Consider the following 18,729-nt stretch of genomic DNA (forward strand, 5'->3'; position numbering starts at 1 on the left):
GGTGACGGTCAGGCGCACCGGCTTGCCGTCCCACAGGCTGTCGTGGCGGGCGGGGTCGAGCGTCAGCTTGCCGCGCTTCATGACCTTGGAGCCGACGGCGGCCGCCGCGCCGGTCGGGGCCAGGTCCTCGTCGTCGGGACGGGCGCGGCGCAGCACGGCCTTGACCCGCTCCAGCAGCAGGCGCTGGCTGAACGGCTTGTGCATGTAGTCGTCGGCGCCGAGATTGAAGCCGAGGATCTCGTCGATCTCGTCGTCCTTGGAGGTCAGCATGATCACGGGGATCTCGGACGTCTGACGCAGGCGGCGCAGCACTTCCATGCCGTCCATGCGCGGCATCTTGACGTCGAGGATCACCAGGTCCGGCGGGCTGGCCTCGACGGCCTCGAGCCCCGAGACGCCATCGTAGTAGGCCTTCACCGCGTGGCCGTGGCTTTCCAGCGCCAGCGAGACCGAGGCGACGATGTTCTCGTCGTCGTCAATGAGGGTGATGGCGGCCATCTGGTCGTTCTCGTCCTTGAACCTGGTCTTGCGTCGATCGATCCTATCGGCCGAGCGTTCTGGCTTCAACGCGCCGGCCGGTAAAGCTTTCCCTGCTTCATCTTGCGCCTTTGCGGCCCGAGAAAGGCGCGATTGCGGCGCGAGGCCGCGCCTCAACCTCGCCTTAAGGTCTCCTCGCCCATAGTAAAGCCTCCTGGAGCAGGTGGGCATGGGCCAAGTCCATTACGAGCTTTTTGTCCGACGCAAGGTCGGCGCGCAGTGGACGCTCGAGATCGCCACGGAAAACCGCGCGCACGCCCTGCAGACGGCCGAGGACGTCCTGACCCAGAACCGCGCGGTCGCGGTGCGCGTCACCAAGGAGACGCTCGACGAGGCGACCGGCGAATACAAGTCGATCGGCATCTTCACCAAGGGTCTTGTCGACGGCGGCAAGCCCAAGAAGGAGGTCGAGGATCGCGACCCGCTGTGCGTGCAGCCGGCCGACCTCTACACCGCCCACGCCCGCGACCGGATCGGCCGCCTGCTGGAGGGCTGGCTGGCCCGCCACAAGGCCACGCCGTTCGAACTGCTGCACCGCCCCGACCTGGTCGAGAAGCTGGAAGCCTCGGGCACCGACCTGCAGCACGCGCTGCAGAAGATCGCCATCCCCGAGGCCGAGGCCCGCGGCCAGTCCGTGCACGAGGTCATGCGCCACTTCCATGGCCTGGTCGAGCGCACGATCGCCAACCTGATGAAGGCGTTCAAGAAGGGCGCGCTGCCGGACCTGGACAAGGAAGGCTTCGCCAAGGCCGCCGAGCGCCTGGTGGCCGACCCCGACCGCGCCTTCCTGCTGGGCGCCGGCGTCGCGGCCTCCATCGCGCCCGCCGTCAGCTGGTCGGATAAGATCGCCCGCCTGCTGGACCTCGCCGACGCCGCGCCGCAGGAGCCGCGCGCCCGCGCGGCCGCCCTGGCCGCCATCGAGCAGCCCCTGGCCGAGATCATCGGCTCCCGCGCGGGCATGGCCGACCTGCTCGACACCAAGGATGACCTGGGCGCGACTCTGGCCGCGATGACCCGGATGACCGGCGGGCTGGCCATCGAGGCCCTGATCAAGATCGAGCCCGGCGTCCGCGCCTGCATGCCCGACCTGTCGGGCACCGCGCGCCGGCTTGGCGAATGGCTGTCGAGCGACGAGTTCTCCAGCGTGCGCAAGGCCATCGCCCAGCGGGTGTTGTCCGAGCTGAACGGCGTGCGCCGGCTCAAGCCGACCGACGCCGACGCCGAGATCGAATATCTGCGCGCCCTGGCCATGAGCCTGACGGCGGCGGCCGGCCGCATCCTGCAGGCCGAGGATATCCAGGTCGCCTTCACGACCCGCTCCAAGACCCTGCTGAACGGGGATTTCATCGAGGCGCTGCTGGGCCGCGACCGCTCGGCTCACGAAGAGGTCAAGATCCTGATCCGCCTGGCGGAGAACGTCATGGGCGCGGTCAACAAGCGTAACGCCGCCCGCTGGCTGAACGCCAATATCAGCGCCATGCGCTTCGAGAAGGAGATGCGCGCGGGGCCGGACTCGCCGGTGGCCAAGCTGGCCCATCTGGCGGCCCTGCAGCGGTCCCTGACGCGGTCGGGCCTGGTGCGCGAGGACTACGAGCCCCTGTGCGCCAAGCTCGGCGAGGTCGGAGCCCTGATCGAGGGCGACTCGCGCTTGCTGACCATGCTGGTCCGCGCCCCGGCCCCGCTGCCGCACCGCCTGCAACTCTTGGCCAAATTGGCCATGGGCGAGGCCGGCCCGACGGGACCCGTGGCCGAAAAGGCCCGCGTCGAGGCCCTGAAGCTGGCCAAGGACCCGGCGTCGCGCGAACAGCTGGCCGGCTCGCCCCAGACCATGACCCTGATCAAGAGCCTGGTGGGGCAGGCGGCTTAGGGGCTGTCAGCCGAGCCTATCGAAAGCTAAGGGGCTCGAGCGTCGCCTTTGGCCTCGGGCTCGAAATGCTCGCCGGCCGAACGCCCCGCGCGACGCCGCCGGATCTAGGTCCGCGAGAGCACGAAACGGGTCGCCGCCTCCATCTGGACGTCTCGGCCACGCGCGATGTCGGCGGCGGAGATCGCCACGGCGATGTCGGGCGCGATGGCCGCGTCGGGCTGTGGCGTCCTGGGGAAGCTGGCGATCAGCGGCAGGTCCACCTCCAGGCCCGAGGCGGGAAGTTTCAGGAAAAAGAACGCCCCGCCATTGATGCCGCGGCGATTGCCGCCGGTGGTCTGCCCTACCAGGGTGGCCAGGCCGTTGTCCTTCACGGTCTGGTCAAAGCCGAAGGTCGCCGAGCTGTTGGACGCGTCGCAGAGGACGGCGACCTTCCCGCTAAATCGCCGCCCCTCGGGACGGATGAGGCTGGTTTCGCCGTCGTCGTCATAGCGCGTCAGGCGATAGAAGCCGGGCCGCTCGGCGCTGGCGACGGCGTCGTCGCCCCAGTCCAGGAAGCCGCGATCCCAGGTGCTGAGATAGGGCTTCAGGGCGTCGGGCGCCTTGCGGTACCGGGTCCATCTTTGGTCGCGCGACAGGGCCAGGGGGCGATCGATGAGGCGGCCGAGGATGACATTGCCGCAGTCCTGTCCGCCCTCGTTGCCTCGGAGGTCGACGACGAGCCCGCGCGCCCCGTCGCCGCTCAGGTCGTCCATCGCCGCCGCCAACCAGGCTTGCCAGTCGAAGCGAGATTCATAGAGGGCCCAACTGGGCATGGTCAGGCGATGCACGCCGTCCGCGCCCTTGTCGAGCGTCCAGGGGTTGGCGTCCTTGGCGACCGCGCGCGAAGCCGAAAAACGCGCCTGGCGATCGGCCAGGGTCTGGAGACCCGCCCGGACCACGCCGCCGTGAGCCAGGGTGAAGGCGGCCGTCTCCTTGAGCGGCAGCACCAGCGGCAGGTGGATGTCGAAGGTCTCGTAGCGGTCCTCGCCCCGGACCTCCATCAGGCTGATCCGCTTGCCGAGATTGGAGCCGTCCGCCCGCGCCAGCGGGACCAGCCGCGCGAGCAGCTCGTGCGTCGCGACGCCGTCGATCGCGGTGATCACCGTGCCGCGGGGGAAAAGCCCGGCGCCGCTGTCGTCGCGGATCACCACGATCCGGCCGTCGATCCAGCGGAACAGGAAGGGCACGAGCGCGCGGTCCGGATACATCCGGGCCACCGTCGCCTCGCCGCTGTTGTAGGGGCTGGGATAGGTATGACCGCATTTCAGCGAGGCGGTGACGCGCGTGAGGGCCAGGAACCGCTGGCGAAACGTTCCGGGCGCGGCCCAGGCCCGGGCGAGGCCGTCCAGTCTCTCGGAGACCTCGGACGGGGCGCTATAGCGATAGACGCCCGGATGCATCGTCTCCCAGGCTTGGCGCAGAATGGCGACATCGCCGCTCCAATCCGCGTTCACGACCTCGGCGAGGGACGGCGTGGACAGGCCCAGGGCGAGCCCGCCGGAAAGCTTCAGCAGGCGGCGACGGTGCAGCGGCGACATGGGCGGATGATCCTCGAAACTCGCGGGCCTCCGGTATCGCCGCGCTCAACCGGCTTCGCGCCTCAATTCCGGGCCATCCGCCGAAAAAGCAGGATCTGAGACCCGCCGCCTATAGTCTGAGGGCGGCGCCCCGAACCGCGCGCGGAACGCCCGGTTGAAGCTGGCCTTCGACGAAAAGCCCATGTCCATCGCCAAATCCAGAAGGTCCTGCTTCGAACCGGCCCGCAACGCGTCGGCCACCGCCTCGGCGCGCAGACCGTTGACGAAGGTGGAGAAGTTCACCCCGAGACCCAGATTGATGGCCCGCGACACGCGGCCGCTGTTGGCGCCGAGGCGCCGCGCCAGGCCGGGTAGCGAGAGGTCCGGTTCGCGCCACCAGCCCGCTTGTCGCGTGCGGGCGGCGATGTCGGCCCCGATCGCCGCCCAGTCCGGGGCTTGTCCGACCTCGGCCTCGGTGTCGGCCGGCTCCGTCGCCGCCAAAGGCGCCGGCAGCGCCGCCTGACGCCACCCCGCCACGCCCAGGTAGACGCCGACCAGGGCGAGGGCCAGATACATCCCCGTCTCCTGGAAGAAGCTGATGCCGCCGACGAGGGTCGACCAAACCCAGAACCAGCACTCGACGACAAGGCCCGACAGGACGGCCAGCAGCACGCGGCTCAGCCAGACGGCCGAATGGGCGTCGTCATCGCTGCGCTGCTCGGCGAGACGCCGACGACGGCGGCGCAGCAGCCGACCGATCGCGAGGGCGTAGGCGGCGAGGCTGACGAGGCCCAGCCCGGTGAGGACGGGCGACACCCACGCCCTGTGCCCGCCGACGTACCAGGACCATTTCACGGGCTCCGGCAGCGCGAAACAGAACAGGAAGTAGCTCGCCTGCGCGAGCGGCGGGGCCAGATGCCAGCGGAGGCGCGGCGGCGGCGCGCCGCTGGCCAGGGCGTAGGCATAGCCGTAGAGCACCGGTCCCAGGGCCAGCGGCAGGGAGAACGGGGCGAAGGTCAGCCAGCGGAAGCGGTCGTAGGCGCCCGCGAAGCCGATGGCGTAAGGCGTCAGGACGCCGGCGATGACGATGAGCGTCGCCGCCAGGAAGCGGTTGGCCGTCCGGTTCCGGACCTCGCGCGCCAGGGCGATCGCCAGCGCCAGGCATTGCAGGATCGCCGCCCCGAGCAGCGCCGTTCGCCAGCCGAAATGGAACCACCCGCCCGTCATGGCCTCACGCTACCCGCGCCGTGTCGAGCGAGGAAGAGCGGTGGCGCGCCGGCCCGCATTGACGCCGTCCCCGCCGCATGGCCCCCTCGCCGCGCGGAACCACACGGAGCATTCCATGGCTGACCTGATCCTGAGCGTCGTCGGCAGCGACCGGCCGGGCCTGACCCAGGCCTTGGCCAAGGCGGTGCTAGAGGCCGGCGGCAATTGGCTCGAGAGTCATCTGAGCCGGCTGGGCGGGCTCTATGTCGGCTCGGTGCGGGTGGAGGCGAGCGACGCCGAGGCGCTGCGGAAGGCGGTGGCGGCGGTGGACGCGCACGGCCTGGAGGTGCGGGTCGCGCCGGCGATCGAATCTCCGGTCGCCGAGGGCGAGACGGTGGGTCTGTCCCTGGTGGGCCAGGATCGTCCTGGCATCGTCCACCAGGTGACGGCGGTCTTGAGCGGCCTCGACGCCAATATCGAGGCCTTCGACACCCGGCTCAGCGTGGAGCCGCACGCGGGCGGACCGCTGTTCCATCTGGACGCGCGGCTGCGCCTGCCGGCCGGGCTGACGGCGGTGAACGTCCAGGCGGCGCTGGAGGCGATCTCGGCCGAGATCATGGTCGATATTGCCTTGGCGCCGGTGTCGGCGGGCTGAGTTAGCCCAGGATCTTCGCCAACGCGTCCACCACGCGCTCGACATCGCCGTCGGTCATGGCCGGATAGAGCGGCAGGGTCAGGCAGCGGGCGTACCAGGCGTCCGCGCCGGGCAAGTCGGCGATCCCGTAGCGGCCGGCGTAATAGGGCTGCCGGTGCACCGGGATGTAGTGGACCTGCGAGCCGATGCCCTCGGCCTTCAGGCTCTCGACCACGGTGCGGCGCGAGACGCCCTCGGCCTCGAAGTCGATCAGCACGGTCAGCAGGTGCAGGGCCGGATCGGAATGGGCGGGGCTGGCCGCGAGCCTCGCGCGGGGCGCGCGCTCGGGCAGCAGCCGGGCATAGAGCGCCGCCAGCTCGCGCCGGCGCGCCACGAAGCGGTCGAGCTTCTTCAGCTGCGACAGGCCCAGGGCGCACAGCACGTCGGGAATCCGGTAGTTGAAGCCGAGCTCGGGCATCTCGTACCACCACGGATCGGCGTCCGCCGGCCGGACCATGCCGTGCGAGCGCAGGCGGCGGGCGCGGGCGGCCAGCTCCGGATCGTTGGTGGTCAGCATGCCGCCCTCGCCGGTGGCCAGGGTCTTGACCGGGTGGAACGAGAAGCTGGCGAAGCTGGAGAAGGCGCCGTCGCCGACGGGGTGCGCCACGCCGTCGAAGGTCGCGATCGAGCCCAGCGCGTGCGGGGCGTCCTCGACCAGGGTCGCGCCGGCCGCGCTGGCCATGGCCTTCAGGGCCGGCAGGTCGCAGACATCGCCGCGCAGGTGGACCGGCAGGATCGCCTTGACCCGCTTGTCGCGCGCGCGGTCCAGCGCCCGCGCGAGGGTGTCGGGGGTCATCAGGCCGCTGTCGCGATCGACGTCGGCGAACACCACCTCGGCCCCGACGAAGCGGGCGCAGTTGGCGGTGGACAGGAAGGTGACCGACGGGACGACGCAGACGTCGCCCCCATTTTCGTTTTTGGCGCCGATCCCGAGCGCCAGCATGGCCAGATGCAGGGTGGCGGTGCCGTTCGAGACCGCGATGGCGTGCTGGGCCCCGACTTTTTGGGCGAAGGCCGCTTCGAACGCCTCGACCATCGGACCGGTGGTCAGGAAATCGGCCCGCAGCGCCTCGGCGACGGCGGCGACGTCGTCGTCCTCGATCGTTTGCCGGCCGTAGGGGAGAAAGCCGCTCATAGCGCGGCCTTTTCCTCCAGCATGGCCAGCAGGCCCTCGGGCGAGAGCCAGTCGTGGTTGTTGTCGCTGCTGTAGGAGAAGTCCTCGGCCACCGGGGTCGCGCCGTCGGCGGCGGCATAGGGGACGCGGCCGAACTCGGCGAAGTTGGGCTCGATGGCGTAGCGGTCGTCGAAGGCCACGGTCGAACGGGCGTCGTCGGCGCTGATCATGATCTCGTGCAGCTTCTCGCCCGGCCGAATGCCGATGACCTTCATCGTGGCGGTCGGCGACATGGCCTTGACCAGGTCCGGCATGGCCATGGACGGGATCTTGGGCACGAAGATCTCGCCGCCGCGCATCATGGTCAGCGACGAGAGCACGAAGTCGACGCCCTCGTTCAGGGTGATCCAGAAGCGGGTCATGCGCGGATCGGTGACCGGCAGCTCGGTCGCGCCCTGGGCCAGCAGGCGGCGGTACAGCGGCACGACGCTGCCGCGCGAGCCCACGACATTGCCGTAGCGCACGACGCAGAACCGCGTGCCGATGTCGCCCGACAGATTGTTGGCGGCGACGAAGGTCTTGTCGGAGGCCAGCTTGGTCGCGCCGTAGAGATTGGTCGGATTGCAGGCCTTGTCGGTGGACAGGGCGATCACCTGCTTGACCGCGTTGTTCAGGCTGGCCCAGACGACATTCTCGGCGCCCAGCACGTTGGTGTGGATGCATTCGGACGGGTTGTACTCGGCGGCCGGCACCTGCTTCAGGGCCGCGGCGTGGACGACGATGTCGACGCCGCGCAGGGCCAGGGTCAGGCGCTCGCGGTCGCGCACGTCACCGAGAAAAAACCGAAGTTTGGCGTAGGTCCGCTCGTCGAACTGCTCGCGCAGCTCGATCTGCATGTCGCTCTGCTTCAATTCGTCGCGGGAATAGACGATGACCTTTCGCGGGTTGTAGCGGCGCAGCACGGTCTCGATGAACCGCCGGCCGAACGAGCCGGTGCCGCCGGTGATCAGGATCACCTTGCCGTCCAGGTCGAGGGATTTGGGAGAAAAACGGCCCAAGGTCTGCCTCCTGCGACGCTTGCCCGGCGCGCGCCGGGGCCACGAGTCGTGGTTAACGCCCCTTGATGCGCCGACAGACGTAAAGAGGACGTCAACCACGTCGCGCTAAAACGCCGCCCATGCGCCGCCTTCGCCTCGCCCCGATCGTCCTGGCCGCCGTCCTCGCGGGCGGTCCCTTGCTGGCGCCCGGCGCCGCCCTCGCCGGTCACGGCAAGGAGGAGAAGAAGGAGGCGGTCACCTATTTCGCGCTGGAGCCGATCAACGCGGTGGTGCTGCGTCGCGACGGCCGTCGCGGGGTGATGACCGTCGAGGCCGGCCTCGAGGTTCGCGACCCCAAGCTGATGGAGCGGGCCCAGGCCTCGACGCCGCGCCTGCGCGCCGCCTTCGCCCAGGTGCTGATGGTCTATGCCGCCGGTCTGCGCGGCGGGGCGACGCCGGACATGGACTATATGAGCCGCGAGTTGCAGAAGGCCGCCGACCAGGTGCTGGGCAAGCCCGGCTCCAAGGTGCTGCTGGGCTCGGCCCTGATCAGCTAGGTTTCTGGCGCCGCGCGCGGAAGAACCCGCGCAGGAGCTCGGCGCTTTCGTCGGCCAGAACGCCGCCGGTGACCTCCGGCCGCCAGTGGCAGGTGGGTTGGGCGAAGAATTTCGGTCCATGGACCACGGCCCCGCCCTTGGGGTCCTCCGCGCCGAACACCACCCGGCCGATCCGCGCGTGGCTGATCGCGCCGGCGCACATGGCGCAGGGCTCCAGGGTCACCACCAGGGTCAGGCCGGTCAGCCGGTAGTTGCCGAGCTTGGCGGCGGCCGCGCGCATCGCCGCGATCTCGGCGTGGGCCGTGGGATCATGCGCGCCGATCGGGCCGTTGCCGGCCGTGGCGATGACCTCGCCGGTCGCCGGATCCAGGATCACCGCCCCGACCGGCGTCTCGCCGGCCTCGGCCGCCGCGCGGGCGGCGTCGAGGGCCAGGCGCATGGCGTGGTGATCTTGATCCCCGTCCTGATCGGTGCGCATTACCGTCCAAAGCCCATCGAGAGATGCGCCCAGCCCGAGAAGGACGCCGAAAAATGACCAAACCTCACGACCCCCTGTACGAGCCTCGGCTGGATGGTCAAGACGGCGATCTCGACGGCGGTCCCGGCGAGCGGGTGGCCAAGGCGCTGGCGCGGGCGGGCGTGGCCTCGCGGCGCGAGGTCGAGCGGCTGATCGAGGCCGGGCGCGTGGCGATCAACGGCAAGGTGCTGACCACCCCGGCGGTCAAGGTCGCGCCCGGCGACTTCCTCACCGTCGACGGCCAGCTGGTGGCCGAGCGCGAGCCGACACGGATCTTCCGCTATCACAAGCCCACCGGCCTGATGACCACCCACAACGACCCCAAGGGCCGGCCGACGGTGTTCCAGTCGCTGCCGCCGGGGTTGCCGCGCCTGATCTCGGTCGGACGCCTCGATCTGAACTCCGAAGGCCTGCTGCTGCTGACCAACGACGGCGAGCTGTCGCGGGCCCTCGAAACGCCGAGCAACGCCTGGGTGCGCCGCTATCGGGCGCGGGCGTTCGGAGACACGACCCAGGCCAAGCTGGACACGCTGAAGGACGGCGTCACGGTCGAGGGCGTCAAGTACGGCCCGATCGAGGCCAAGCTGGACAAGGCGCATGACCGGACCGGCGGCGGCAAGAACGTCTGGATCACGGTCACTCTGTCCGAAGGCAAGAACCGCGAGGTCCGCAAGGTGCTGGAGTCGGTCGGCCTGAAGGTCAATCGCCTGATCCGCCTGGCCTATGGCCCGTTCGCGCTGGGGACCCTCGCCGCCGGCCAGATCGAGGAGGTCGGGCCCCGGGTGATCCGCGAACTGCTGGAAGGCGTCGTGGCCGAGGAGAACATGCCGACCGGCGACCGGCCGAAGTTCGTCGGGATCGCCAACGCGGCCAAGGCGCCGGGCACGGATGGCGGCGGCGACGCGCAGCGTCGCGGCGTCCCGCGCGCCGATCGTGTCCTTGAGGAAAAACCGGCCGAAAAGCCGGAGAAGGTCTACAAGCCCGGCTGGGCCAAGCCGAAGAAGAAGGCCTCGCCGCACGCCTCGGCCAAGGGGCCCGCCAAGGCCAAGCGTCCCACAAAGTCGATCGAGACCAAGTTCATCGACGACAAGAAGCCCGTCGCGCGCGGCAAGCCCGTCGCGCGGGCGGGCGCGAAGCCGGCTGACGGCGCGGCCCGTCGGGTGGCTGAAAAGCGCCCGGGCGCCAAGCCCCCGCGCGGTCCCAAGCGCTGAGGCTTAAGCCGCCGCCGGCGCTCCGCCGCGCGTCCAGCGGCGCAGGGCGGGCCAGCGCAGGGACAGCTCCGCCACGCCGATGAAGCCGGCGAGAACGACGAGGGCGCTGGCGATCAGCCCGGCCTTGAACTCGTGCGGCGCGTCGGGACGGGTGGTCATCGGCCGGATCAGCAGCAGGATGACGGCGTTGTTGGCCGCGTGCGCGCCGATGCCCAGCTCGATGCCGCCCAGGCGCAGCGCCATCCAGGTCAGGCCCATGCCCATGGCCGCCCGCACCAGGAAGGCGTCGATATTGGGATCCACGTGGATGGCCGCGAACAGCAGGCCGTTCAGCAGCATCAGCACGATCGGGTCGCGGACATAGGCCGCGCTCTGCTTCAGCAGCCAGCCGCGGAACAGCAGCTCCTCGGCGGCGGCGGCCAGGACCAGCAAGCCCATGGCCAGCACGGCGTAGAGGGCGCGTCCGACCAGATTCGGGGCCACCTTCCACAGGGGCGGATCGATCGGCTGGCCCAGCAGGGCGGCGGCGGCGACCACGGCGCCCATCACCACCCCGACCACCACGAGGCCGCCCAGCAGCAGGCGCGGCCGCATCGGCTCGCCGCCATTGACATAGTCGGTGATCCGCCGGTGATGGATGGCGCCGGCCGCGACGACGAAACCGACCGCCAAGCCCAGATTCACCCCGGCCAGGACGGCCAGGATGAACATCGACTGCCGCGCCGTCGGCTCGGTCAGGTTGGGATCGGAAAAGACGGCGAACAGCTCCCCGACGGCGGGCGCGCCGTCCAGGCCGCTGACGACCAGAACCGCCAGCAGGATCGCCGAGGCGCCGCCCAGGACGGCGGCGACCGCGCCGGCCAGCATCCCGACCGGCACGGCGAAGGCGGTGCGCCACGGGTCGCGATCATAGGGCGACAGATCGGCCAGAAAGCGCGAACGCTTCACCGCCTCCATCAACTCGCCCATGCGCATCGCTTGATCGCCTCTTGTTCTTTCCGCGACTAAGAGGGGGCGGCCACGATCTTGTAAAGCGCGCGCTTGCCGCGCGCGGCGCGGGACGGCACACATCCGGTTACGGGTTGTAAAGGGGCCACCATGAGCGAGCGGGATTCGGGCGCGGCGCATCTGCACCGGCTGGTGCTGTTCTCCGACGCGGTCTTCGCCATCGCCATCACCCTGCTGGCGATCGAGATTCACCCGCCGCACGACTGGAACGGCGTCGCCGATCTCTTCCGGCAGATGGCCGCCAAGCTGGTGGCCTATGTCGTCAGTTTCGCGGTGGTCGGCATCTACTGGATCAGTCACCGGCGGATCTTCGAGCGCCTGAAATCGGCCAACGGCGTGCTCGACGTGCTGAACTTCGTGGTGCTGGGGCTGGTGGCCCTGTTGCCGCTGGCCACCGAGCTCCTGTGGGAGCAGAAGGCCGGCCAAGCCTTTCCGGTCTATGTCGCGCTGGTCGCGGCGATCGGCCTGGCGATCGGCCTGCTCTGGGCCTATGCGGTCTTCATCGGCGGTTTGGCCCACCCGACGCCGAGGGGCGAGGCGATCTTCGTCATGCTGCGCGTCGCGCTGCTGCCCGGCTTCATGTGCTGGATGAGCTTCTTCAGCCTGGCGTATCCTTGGGGCTGGGCGGTGATGGCCGTCGTGATCGTGGCGCTCCGCATCGTCAACCAAGCGCTGGCCCGCGCTTCGGCCAAGGCCGCCTGATGCGAATCGTCTCGGGCCAGTATCGCGGCAAGGCCATCGTCGCGCCGCCGGGCGAGGCCACCCGCCCCACCTCCGACCGCGCCCGCCAGGCGGTGTTCAACATCCTGGAGCACGCGGCCTGGGCGCCGGAGCTGCACGGGGCGCGGGTGCTCGACGTCTTCGCCGGCTCGGGCGCGCTGGGGCTCGAGGCGCTGTCGCGCGGCGCCAGCTTCTGCCTGTTCGTCGAGACCGACGACGCCGCGCGCGGCGCGATCCGCGAGAACATCGACGCCATGCACCTGTTCGGCGTCACCCGCGTGCATCGCCGCGACGCCACGGACCTGGGGCCGCGCCCGGCCAGCGCCGGCGCGCCGTTCGACCTCGTCTTCCTCGACCCGCCCTACGCCAAGGGCCTGGGCGAGAAGGCCATCGCCGAGCTGGTCGCCGGCGGCTGGCTCGCGCCGGGCGCGATCCTGATGTTCGAGCGGGGCCGGGGCGAGCCCGACCCGGCGCTGGACGGCTTCGAGGCGCTGGACGCGCGCGACTACGGCGCCGCCCGCGTCTTGTTCCTCAGGGCGCCTGGCTGATCGTCAGGCCCCCGTCGCCGCGTCGATCCGCCAAAGGGTGGAGGCGTTGATGATCGGCCTCTCGAACCGCGCGCCCAGCGCCACGAAGCGTGGCGCGAGGTCGAGCATGGGCTGGAAATGATCCAGCTGGCGGGCTTGGTCGAGCCCCCGCCACAGGCTGACATTGGTCAGGGCGCAAGTCGCCTCGTCGGCGCCGGCAAAGAAGTCGATCAGGCCGTCCAGCGCGCGAATGCCCGGCTCCAGGGCGTCCAGGGCCGCCTCCATCGCTTCGCGCACGCGAGAAAACTGGTCGGGGTCGGTCCGCAGGATCGACAAGCGTACGACGGGTGAACGGGTCATGTGGCGCTCGAGGATTTCACAAGCGAAGCGGCGGAGTGCGCGCGGAAGGCGCCAAGCAGCAGCTCAAGGCCGCGCTCGCCTGTCAAGAGCGCTATCGCGTCGCCTTCGCCGGCGTGGTCTGGCTGGTCCTGACCGGCGCGCCCTGCTGGCGGGCCTCGCTGACCAGGCCGGCGCAGTCGGCGTCCTTGGCCTCGCCGGTGGTGAAGAACGGGATCAGGGCGGCCAACGGATTGAGCAGCGAGCCCAAGGCCGCCGCGACGCCGCCCTGGCCGACCGCCTTGCTGACGTCGAGGCCGGGCTTCGGGGCCATGATCGGCCCCCTCAGCGTGATCGGGATAAACAGGCGCAACAGACGCGGCTTCTTGCTGTCGCCCTCGATGCGGAAGTCCATCCGCTCGGTCGCCAGGTTCACCGTGCCTCGGCCGCGCGCCAGCACGACGCCGGTGTCGGCGACCAGGTGGTTGGTGGTCATCACGCCGTCCCGGACATCGAAGTCGGCGATCGCGCAGCGGACCGGCGTCTGCTTGTCGCTCTTGGACAGGAGCAGGATCAGGCCCTTGGACGCGTTGACGCCCAGGAGCTCGGCGAAGGCCTGGCGGATCTGGCCGCGCGGGGCGACCACGGTCACCGAGCCATTGGCCGCCGAGGCGGCGCGGTGGACGCTGTTTCCGGTCCCGGTCAGCTTGGCGCGGGCCATCACCGGGCCCTCGATGGCGTTCTGGCCCTCGCTCTTGATCGGGATGAAGTCCTCCAGACGGCCGTTGGTCAGGCGCAGGTCGAGATCCGTGCGCGGGATCGTCGGCCGGGCGTCCAGACGGATCCGCCCCTTGAGATCGCCGCGCGAGAAGGTCAGGGCGATCGGGTCCAGGGTCAGCACGCCCTTGTCGAGAGCGACATCGACGCTGACCTTGCGCAGCGGCAGGTTGGGCGCGTTCACCGCGTCGGCGCGGTAGGTGACCTTGGCGTCCATCGAACGGACGCGCTCGACCTGCAGGGTGGCGTCGGGCAGCAGGCGCTGGACGGCGTCGCGCTGGGCGGCTTCGACCTTCTGGCCGGCCGAGGCGGTCTCGCCGCGTCCCGTCGCCGGCGGCGCGCCGACCAGGCTGCCCAGATCGTCGAAGTCGAGCCGCCGCGAACGCAGCGCCGCCTGCAGATAGGGGCGCTCGCGGCCAGTCAGCACGAAGAGCTCGCCCGAGACGTCGCTGTCGCCGACGCGGCCCGTCATCTTCTCGAAATCGTAGCGCGCGCCCTCGCGGATCAGGCGCCCCGACACGCGATAGGGCGGGGTGTTGGGCAGGGCGAGGCCCGTGAGGTCATGAAGGCGGTTCAGATCGGCGCCCGACACCGTCAGGTCCGTCTCGAAACGGGCCAGGTCGAACGGCTTGGTCACCTGACCCTGGGCGGTGATGCGCGTGGCGCCGGCCCGGACATCGGCGTCGAACGGATAGGGCTTGCTGGGCGTGATGTTCAGCAGCGGGCCGCCGGTCACCCGTGCCAGGAAGGCCGCGCCGTTCAGGCTGCCCCGGCCTTCCAGCACGAAGCGGCCGCCGCGCTCGCCGGCCCGCTCCTGGGCGTCGACGGCGCCGACGAACAGCGTGCCGCGCTGGCGGTCCTCGAATCGCAGCCGGCCGTCCTTGATCACGAAGCGCTGGACCGCCGGCAGCTTCATCGGCTTGTCGCGGGTCTGGCCGCCGAAGGTCCAGTTGGCCTTGCCGTCGCCGGCCCGCAGCAGCCGCACGTCCGGCTCGTCGATGGCCAGGAACGGCAGGATGATCTGGCCGCGCAGCAGGGGCAGGATCTTGACCTGCAGCGCCACCCGGCCCACCCGCGCCATCGGCGGCGCGTCCGGTTCGAGCGTCTTGGCCCAGGCCGGCTGGCCGATGCGCACGCCGAAGGCCTCGACCTTGGGCGACAGCGACCAGGGATGGACGCGCAGATCGCCGGTGATCGCCACCTCGCGCTGCAGACGCGCCGAGGCGAAGCGGCCGATCGGGCCCCGCAGCCAGTTCCAGTCGAAGATCACCAGGAAGGCGACGATAGCCGCCACCAGGGCCAGGGCCGAGCCGATGCCGATCACCGCGCGCCGAGATGGTCGCCGGACGGGCTCGCGCGGCGGTTTCGGTTCGAGAAGGGCGTCGGCGGTGGTCAGGATCGCGGCTCCGGTCGATCCCTCACAACGCGCGGGGCCGGCGATCCTGTTCCAATTCGGCGCGAACTATCGGGCCCGCAAGGGCCTCAGTAGACGAGTCCGATGCTGCTGACCGCCGCCGCGGCCACCACGAAGGCGACGATGGCGATCAGTTCATAGGCCTTGAAGAGCGGCTTGCTTGGCGAGCGCATGTCTGTGGTTCCCCCGTCCCATTTTGGTGCGTGTCGACGCCTCCGACGCAAGGGCGGCGCCAGTCCGACTGAGTTCAGGGCCGTTTGCCGGCCCACACCAACCAGCCGTAGTCGTCCCGGCCGGCGGTGACGTATCCCTGGGGTTCGGAGGGCGGATAGGGATAGACCGGGCCCCCACGGCCCTGGTCATACCCGCCCGCGCACCCGCAGAGACGTCGTTGCTGTTCGTAGGCATAGGCGGCGGCGGCGTCGCGCCGGCCATACCAGGCCTCGCGCCGCTCGCCATAGCGATCCGCGTCGCGCGCCTCGATCTCGATACGACCCCGGTCATAGCCGCACTGGTCGCAACCGCCTTGAGCGTAACCGTACGAGCCGTAGCGGTCTTGGGCATAGCGGTCGGGGGCGTAACCGGCCTGAGCGTAGCCGGCTTGGTCGTACCAGGCCTCTCGACGCTCGCCGTAGCGATCGCCCTCGCGCGTCTCGACCGCCAGGCGACCTCGACCATAGCCGCAGGGGCCGCAGTCGCCCCGCGCATAGCCGTAGGCCCATTGGTCGTAGCCGGACCAGGCCTCGCGGCTCGTCTCGCACGCGCCGCCCGCGTCCCGATAGGCCACGCCGTCATCCAGGCGCGCGTGGCAGCCGCCGGCCAGCGGGACCGGCCCGACGCCGCCGCGCGATCCGGCCCACGCCGGCGCGGCCGCCAGCAGGGTCAGAACGAGGACAGGGGCGAGGCGAGACAGGGTCATGGCGAACTCCGGAGCCTTAACAAACCCTTTACGCGGCCCGAGTCAGCGGGGTTCACCCGTCAGGCGAGCGTGGCCTTGCACGAAACACCCGACTTTCCCTCCGCGCGTTCCAGGGCTAGCCTGCCTCAAACATTTGTTTGAGGGCGCGCATGGCGATCGAGGCGGTGATCTGGGACTTCGGCGGCGTGTTCACGACCTCGCCATTCGAGGCGTTTCGGCGCTACGAGACCGAGCGGGGCCTGCCGACCGACTTCATCCGCGCCGTCAACGCGACCGACCCGGACCGCAACGCCTGGGCGCGGTTCGAGCGGGCGGAGATCGACGCGGCGGCGTTCGACGCGCTGTTCCTGGAAGAGGCCACGCGGCTGGGCCACGCCGTGCGCGGCGCGGACGTGCTGCCGCTGCTGTATGGCGACTTGCGGCCTCGGGTCGCCGAGGCGCTAAAGGCCTGCAAGGCGCGGTTCAAGGTCGGCTGCATCACCAACAACGTGCCCACCGGCCACGGCCCCGGCATGGCCCAGAGCGCGGACAAGGCCCTGGCGGTCGGCGAGATCATGGCCCTGTTCGACGCGGTGATCGAAAGCTCCAAGGCCGGCGTCCGCAAGCCCGATCCGCGCATCTACCAGATGATGTGCGAGTTGCTGGACGTGGCGCCGGAGGCCTGCGTCTATCTCGACGACCTGGGGATCAACTGCAAGCCGGCGGCGGCCTTGGGCATGACGGCGATCAAGGTGTCGTCGGAGGCGCAACTGCTGGCCGATCTTGCGCAGGCGACCGGATTGGCGTTCTGAAGGGCGACGCTTCTCGGAGAACTCCATGTCCCGTTCCAAGATCGGCGCCGCCGCCGCCATCGCCCAGCTCGACGGCTGGAGCGCCGCGCCGGACCACAAGGACGCCATCGCCAAGACCTTCCGCTTCGCCGACTTCAACGCCGCCTTCGGCTTCATGACCCGCGTGGCCCTGATGGCCGACAAGCTGGATCACCACCCCGAGTGGTTCAATGTCTACAATCGGGTCGAGGTCCTGCTGACCACGCACGACGCCGACGGGGTGACGGAGCTGGACGTGACGCTGGCCAAGTTCATGGACGAGGCGGCGACCTAGCGCCGCCGCTGGACCCCCTCCACCGCCTTCGGTGGTTCCTCTCGCCCAAGCGGGGAGGAGAGTTTACCCCTTCCGCGCGGCCGCCTTCCGGTTCAAACTAGCGTTTGAATAAAGGGAGGACGCCGCATGGCGCAGAGCACGGGCCGGGTCGCCGGCAAGAAGGCCTTCATCACCGGCGGGGCCCAGGGCCTGGGCGCGGCCGCCGCCCGGCGGCTGGCCGAGGAGGGGGCCAAGGTCACCGTCGCCGACATCAATCTGCCGGGCGCCGAGGCCGTCGCCGCCGAGCTCAACGCCAAGCATGGCGAAGGGACCGCCTTCGCCCTCCACCTCGACGTCACCCAGGAAGACCAGTGGGTCGAGGCCCTGGAAAAGGCCAACGGCCTGATGGGCGGGATCTCGGTGCTGCTGAACAACGCCGGTGTGGCCGGCGACAAGCCGCTGGAGGCCATGGAGTTCGATCTGTGGAAGCGGATCATGTCGATCAATGTCGACAGCGTCTTCCTGGGGGCCAAGCACGCCCTGACCTATATGCGCGCCCACCAGCCGGGCTCGATCATCAATATCAGCTCGATCGCCGGCCTGATCGCCAACCATAACTCGCCGGCCTACAACGCCTCCAAGGCGGCGGTCTGGCTGCTCAGCAAGAACATCGCCCTCTACTGCGCCAAGCAGGGGCTGGACATCCGTTCGAACTCGATCCACCCGACCTTCATCGACACGCCGATCCTGGACCCGCTGAGCCAGCGTCTCGGCAAGGAGGAGGCCCACGCCAAGCTCGGCCGGCAGATCCCGCTGGGCCATATCGGCGAGCCCAACGACATCGCCAACGCGGTGCTCTACCTGGCCAGCGACGAGAGCAAGTTCATGACGGGCGCGGAGATGCGCCTCGACGGCGGCATCTCGGCGATGTGATCTCCTCCCCCTTCTGGGGGAGGTGGCCCGCGAGGGCCGGAGGGGGCAGCGCGGCCTCAGCCGAGATGGCCCCCTCAGTCGGCTTTCGCCGACAGCTCCCCCAGAGGGGGAGCATCTCGACTAACGCGGCGCGCGCTTCGCCAGGATCCGCTGCAGGGTCCGGCGGTGCATGTTCAGCCGCCGCGCGGTCTCCGAGACGTTGTGGCCGCACATCTCGTAGACGCGCTGGATGTGCTCCCAGCGCACGCGGTCGGCGCTCATCGGGTTTTCCGGCGGCGCGGGCGCGGCGTCCTTGGCGGCCAACAGGGCGCGGGCGACGTCGTCGGCGTCGGCGGGCTTGGAGAGATAGTCGACCACCCCCGCCTTCACCGCCGCCACGGCGGTGGCGATGTTGCCGTAGCCGGTCAGCATGATGACCTTGGCGTCGGCGCGGGCCTCGCGCACGGCCTCGACCACCTTCAGGCCCGAGCCGTCCTCCAGCCGCATGTCCAGCACCGCGTGGGCCGGCGCCTGGCCGCGCAGGATGGTCAGCGCCTCGGCCACGGAAGCGGCCAGCGTCACCTCGAACCCGCGCTGCTCTAGCGCCCGCCCCAGCCGAGTCCGTAACGGGGCGTCGTCGTCCAACAGAAGCAGCGTTTTGTCCGGCAGCGCCGAGACCAGCTCTCCGATATCCGCCATGAAGTCAGCCCCTCCCCGGGCTAATACTCAGCAGGCCA

General features: G+C 70.2%; 21 protein-coding genes. 9 read left to right on the top strand and 12 right to left on the bottom strand.

Annotated features, from left to right (window positions below; all coding sequences use genetic code 11):
• The coding region (locus Q0V34_RS16695) for a response regulator transcription factor (protein ID WP_297514106.1) at window positions 1-498 on the bottom strand (498 nt) is incomplete at its 3' end.
• 208 nt (window positions 499-706) lie between these two features.
• Between Q0V34_RS16695 and Q0V34_RS16700 the strand changes: the two genes are divergently transcribed.
• The gene (locus Q0V34_RS16700; protein ID WP_297514109.1) at window positions 707-2,404 is read left to right on the top strand and encodes a hypothetical protein; all 1,698 of its coding nucleotides are present in this window, start codon (window positions 707-709) and stop codon (window positions 2,402-2,404) included.
• 104 nt (window positions 2,405-2,508) lie between these two features.
• On the opposite strand, the gene Q0V34_RS16705 is transcribed toward Q0V34_RS16700, so the two are convergent.
• Entirely contained in the window at window positions 2,509-3,981 is a 1,473-nt protein-coding gene (locus Q0V34_RS16705) for a S41 family peptidase (RefSeq protein ID WP_297514111.1), read from the bottom strand.
• A 45-nt stretch (window positions 3,982-4,026) separates the two neighbouring features.
• Window positions 4,027-5,187, bottom strand: coding sequence for a helix-turn-helix domain-containing protein (locus Q0V34_RS16710; RefSeq protein WP_297514114.1), 1,161 nt, complete (start codon window positions 5,185-5,187; stop codon window positions 4,027-4,029).
• A 115-nt stretch (window positions 5,188-5,302) separates the two neighbouring features.
• On the opposite strand from Q0V34_RS16710, the gene Q0V34_RS16715 reads away from it, so the two are divergent.
• Window positions 5,303-5,821, top strand: a complete 519-nt coding sequence (locus Q0V34_RS16715; RefSeq protein WP_297514117.1) for an ACT domain-containing protein — start codon at window positions 5,303-5,305, stop codon at window positions 5,819-5,821.
• Between the two features lies 1 nt (window position 5,822).
• Here Q0V34_RS16715 and pseC read toward each other — a convergent pair whose 3' ends face one another.
• The gene (pseC, locus tag Q0V34_RS16720; protein WP_297514120.1) at window positions 5,823-6,995 is read right to left on the bottom strand and encodes a UDP-4-amino-4,6-dideoxy-N-acetyl-beta-L-altrosamine transaminase; all 1,173 of its coding nucleotides are present in this window, start codon (window positions 6,993-6,995) and stop codon (window positions 5,823-5,825) included.
• Window positions 6,992-8,032: a UDP-N-acetylglucosamine 4,6-dehydratase (inverting) gene (gene pseB, locus Q0V34_RS16725; RefSeq protein WP_297514123.1), complete on the bottom strand. Its 1,041-nt coding sequence runs from the start codon at window positions 8,030-8,032 to the stop codon at window positions 6,992-6,994. The genes pseC and pseB overlap by 4 nt, the downstream gene beginning before the upstream one ends.
• 119 nt (window positions 8,033-8,151) lie before the next feature.
• Between pseB and Q0V34_RS16730 the strand changes: the two genes are divergently transcribed.
• The gene (locus Q0V34_RS16730; protein ID WP_297514126.1) at window positions 8,152-8,568 is read left to right on the top strand and encodes a hypothetical protein; all 417 of its coding nucleotides are present in this window, start codon (window positions 8,152-8,154) and stop codon (window positions 8,566-8,568) included.
• Here Q0V34_RS16730 and tadA read toward each other — a convergent pair.
• Entirely contained in the window at window positions 8,561-9,046 is a 486-nt protein-coding gene (gene tadA / locus Q0V34_RS16735) for a tRNA adenosine(34) deaminase TadA (RefSeq protein ID WP_297514129.1), read from the bottom strand. The two genes, Q0V34_RS16730 and tadA, sit on opposite strands and share 8 nt — an antisense overlap.
• 53 nt (window positions 9,047-9,099) lie before the next feature.
• Here tadA and Q0V34_RS16740 point away from each other — a divergent pair, with 53 nt between their 5' ends.
• The gene (locus tag Q0V34_RS16740) at window positions 9,100-10,296 is read left to right on the top strand and encodes a pseudouridine synthase (protein WP_297514131.1); all 1,197 of its coding nucleotides are present in this window, start codon (window positions 9,100-9,102) and stop codon (window positions 10,294-10,296) included.
• Between the two features lie 3 nt (window positions 10,297-10,299).
• Here Q0V34_RS16740 and Q0V34_RS16745 read toward each other — a convergent pair whose 3' ends face one another.
• Window positions 10,300-11,265, bottom strand: coding sequence for a CPBP family intramembrane glutamic endopeptidase (locus Q0V34_RS16745; RefSeq protein WP_297514134.1), 966 nt, complete (start codon window positions 11,263-11,265; stop codon window positions 10,300-10,302).
• A 129-nt stretch (window positions 11,266-11,394) separates the two neighbouring features.
• On the opposite strand from Q0V34_RS16745, the gene Q0V34_RS16750 reads away from it, so the two are divergent.
• Window positions 11,395-12,006, top strand: a complete 612-nt coding sequence (locus Q0V34_RS16750; RefSeq protein ID WP_297514137.1) for a TMEM175 family protein — start codon at window positions 11,395-11,397, stop codon at window positions 12,004-12,006.
• Window positions 12,006-12,572, top strand: a complete 567-nt coding sequence (gene rsmD, locus Q0V34_RS16755; RefSeq protein ID WP_297514142.1) for a 16S rRNA (guanine(966)-N(2))-methyltransferase RsmD — start codon at window positions 12,006-12,008, stop codon at window positions 12,570-12,572. The genes Q0V34_RS16750 and rsmD overlap by 1 nt, the downstream gene beginning before the upstream one ends.
• A gap of 3 nt (window positions 12,573-12,575) precedes the next feature.
• On the opposite strand, the gene Q0V34_RS16760 is transcribed toward rsmD, so the two are convergent.
• The 4 genes from Q0V34_RS16760 to Q0V34_RS16775 all read right to left on the bottom strand — a co-directional run bounded on the left by Q0V34_RS16760 (window position 12,576) and on the right by Q0V34_RS16775 (window position 15,997).
• The gene (locus Q0V34_RS16760) at window positions 12,576-12,911 is read right to left on the bottom strand and encodes a hypothetical protein (RefSeq protein ID WP_297514145.1); all 336 of its coding nucleotides are present in this window, start codon (window positions 12,909-12,911) and stop codon (window positions 12,576-12,578) included.
• A gap of 91 nt (window positions 12,912-13,002) precedes the next feature.
• A complete protein-coding gene (locus Q0V34_RS16765; protein WP_297514147.1) occupies window positions 13,003-14,988 on the bottom strand; it encodes an AsmA family protein in 1,986 nt (661 codons plus the stop codon).
• Between the two features lie 158 nt (window positions 14,989-15,146).
• The gene (locus tag Q0V34_RS16770; protein ID WP_297514149.1) at window positions 15,147-15,251 is read right to left on the bottom strand and encodes a hypothetical protein; all 105 of its coding nucleotides are present in this window, start codon (window positions 15,249-15,251) and stop codon (window positions 15,147-15,149) included.
• 74 nt (window positions 15,252-15,325) lie between these two features.
• Window positions 15,326-15,997, bottom strand: coding sequence for a hypothetical protein (locus Q0V34_RS16775; protein ID WP_297514151.1), 672 nt, complete (start codon window positions 15,995-15,997; stop codon window positions 15,326-15,328).
• A 149-nt stretch (window positions 15,998-16,146) separates the two neighbouring features.
• Between Q0V34_RS16775 and Q0V34_RS16780 the strand changes: the two genes are divergently transcribed.
• The 3 genes from Q0V34_RS16780 (at window position 16,147) to Q0V34_RS16790 (ending at window position 18,013) form a co-directional block, all read left to right on the top strand.
• Window positions 16,147-16,788 carry an HAD-IA family hydrolase gene (locus tag Q0V34_RS16780; protein ID WP_297514153.1) on the top strand — a complete coding sequence of 214 codons (642 nt, stop codon included), beginning with the start codon at window positions 16,147-16,149 and terminating at the stop codon, window positions 16,786-16,788.
• 25 nt (window positions 16,789-16,813) lie between these two features.
• Entirely contained in the window at window positions 16,814-17,101 is a 288-nt protein-coding gene (locus Q0V34_RS16785) for a 4a-hydroxytetrahydrobiopterin dehydratase (RefSeq protein WP_297514155.1), read from the top strand.
• 126 nt (window positions 17,102-17,227) lie between these two features.
• A complete protein-coding gene (locus tag Q0V34_RS16790; RefSeq protein ID WP_297514157.1) occupies window positions 17,228-18,013 on the top strand; it encodes an SDR family oxidoreductase in 786 nt (261 codons plus the stop codon).
• Between the two features lie 120 nt (window positions 18,014-18,133).
• On the opposite strand, the gene spdR is transcribed toward Q0V34_RS16790, so the two are convergent.
• Entirely contained in the window at window positions 18,134-18,691 is a 558-nt protein-coding gene (gene spdR, locus Q0V34_RS16795; protein ID WP_297514160.1) for a stationary phase response regulator transcription factor SpdR, read from the bottom strand.
• Window positions 18,692-18,729: the final 38 nt, after the last annotated feature.

Source organism: uncultured Caulobacter sp. (assembly GCF_947036865.1).
Taxonomy (GTDB): domain Bacteria; phylum Pseudomonadota; class Alphaproteobacteria; order Caulobacterales; family Caulobacteraceae; genus Caulobacter.

What these genes read in the sequence shown, in the direction of transcription:
- Q0V34_RS16785 (WP_297514155.1), top strand. Translation starts at nt 16,814, where the DNA reads ATGTCCCGTTCCAAGATCGGCGCCGCCGCCGCCATCGCCCAGCTCGAC.
- Q0V34_RS16710 (WP_297514114.1), bottom strand. Translation starts at nt 5,187, where the DNA reads ATGACGGGCGGGTGGTTCCATTTCGGCTGGCGAACGGCGCTGCTCGGG.
- Q0V34_RS16700 (WP_297514109.1), top strand. Translation starts at nt 707, where the DNA reads ATGGGCCAAGTCCATTACGAGCTTTTTGTCCGACGCAAGGTCGGCGCG.
- Q0V34_RS16770 (WP_297514149.1), bottom strand. Translation starts at nt 15,251, where the DNA reads ATGCGCTCGCCAAGCAAGCCGCTCTTCAAGGCCTATGAACTGATCGCC.
- spdR (WP_297514160.1), bottom strand. Translation starts at nt 18,691, where the DNA reads ATGGCGGATATCGGAGAGCTGGTCTCGGCGCTGCCGGACAAAACGCTG.
- Q0V34_RS16775 (WP_297514151.1), bottom strand. Translation starts at nt 15,997, where the DNA reads ATGACCCTGTCTCGCCTCGCCCCTGTCCTCGTTCTGACCCTGCTGGCG.
- Q0V34_RS16750 (WP_297514137.1), top strand. Translation starts at nt 11,395, where the DNA reads ATGAGCGAGCGGGATTCGGGCGCGGCGCATCTGCACCGGCTGGTGCTG.
- pseC (WP_297514120.1), bottom strand. Translation starts at nt 6,995, where the DNA reads ATGAGCGGCTTTCTCCCCTACGGCCGGCAAACGATCGAGGACGACGAC.
- Q0V34_RS16730 (WP_297514126.1), top strand. Translation starts at nt 8,152, where the DNA reads ATGCGCCGCCTTCGCCTCGCCCCGATCGTCCTGGCCGCCGTCCTCGCG.
- rsmD (WP_297514142.1), top strand. Translation starts at nt 12,006, where the DNA reads ATGCGAATCGTCTCGGGCCAGTATCGCGGCAAGGCCATCGTCGCGCCG.
- Q0V34_RS16760 (WP_297514145.1), bottom strand. Translation starts at nt 12,911, where the DNA reads ATGACCCGTTCACCCGTCGTACGCTTGTCGATCCTGCGGACCGACCCC.
- Q0V34_RS16715 (WP_297514117.1), top strand. Translation starts at nt 5,303, where the DNA reads ATGGCTGACCTGATCCTGAGCGTCGTCGGCAGCGACCGGCCGGGCCTG.
- Q0V34_RS16705 (WP_297514111.1), bottom strand. Translation starts at nt 3,981, where the DNA reads ATGTCGCCGCTGCACCGTCGCCGCCTGCTGAAGCTTTCCGGCGGGCTC.
- tadA (WP_297514129.1), bottom strand. Translation starts at nt 9,046, where the DNA reads ATGCGCACCGATCAGGACGGGGATCAAGATCACCACGCCATGCGCCTG.
- Q0V34_RS16790 (WP_297514157.1), top strand. Translation starts at nt 17,228, where the DNA reads ATGGCGCAGAGCACGGGCCGGGTCGCCGGCAAGAAGGCCTTCATCACC.
- Q0V34_RS16740 (WP_297514131.1), top strand. Translation starts at nt 9,100, where the DNA reads ATGACCAAACCTCACGACCCCCTGTACGAGCCTCGGCTGGATGGTCAA.
- Q0V34_RS16745 (WP_297514134.1), bottom strand. Translation starts at nt 11,265, where the DNA reads ATGGGCGAGTTGATGGAGGCGGTGAAGCGTTCGCGCTTTCTGGCCGAT.
- Q0V34_RS16780 (WP_297514153.1), top strand. Translation starts at nt 16,147, where the DNA reads ATGGCGATCGAGGCGGTGATCTGGGACTTCGGCGGCGTGTTCACGACC.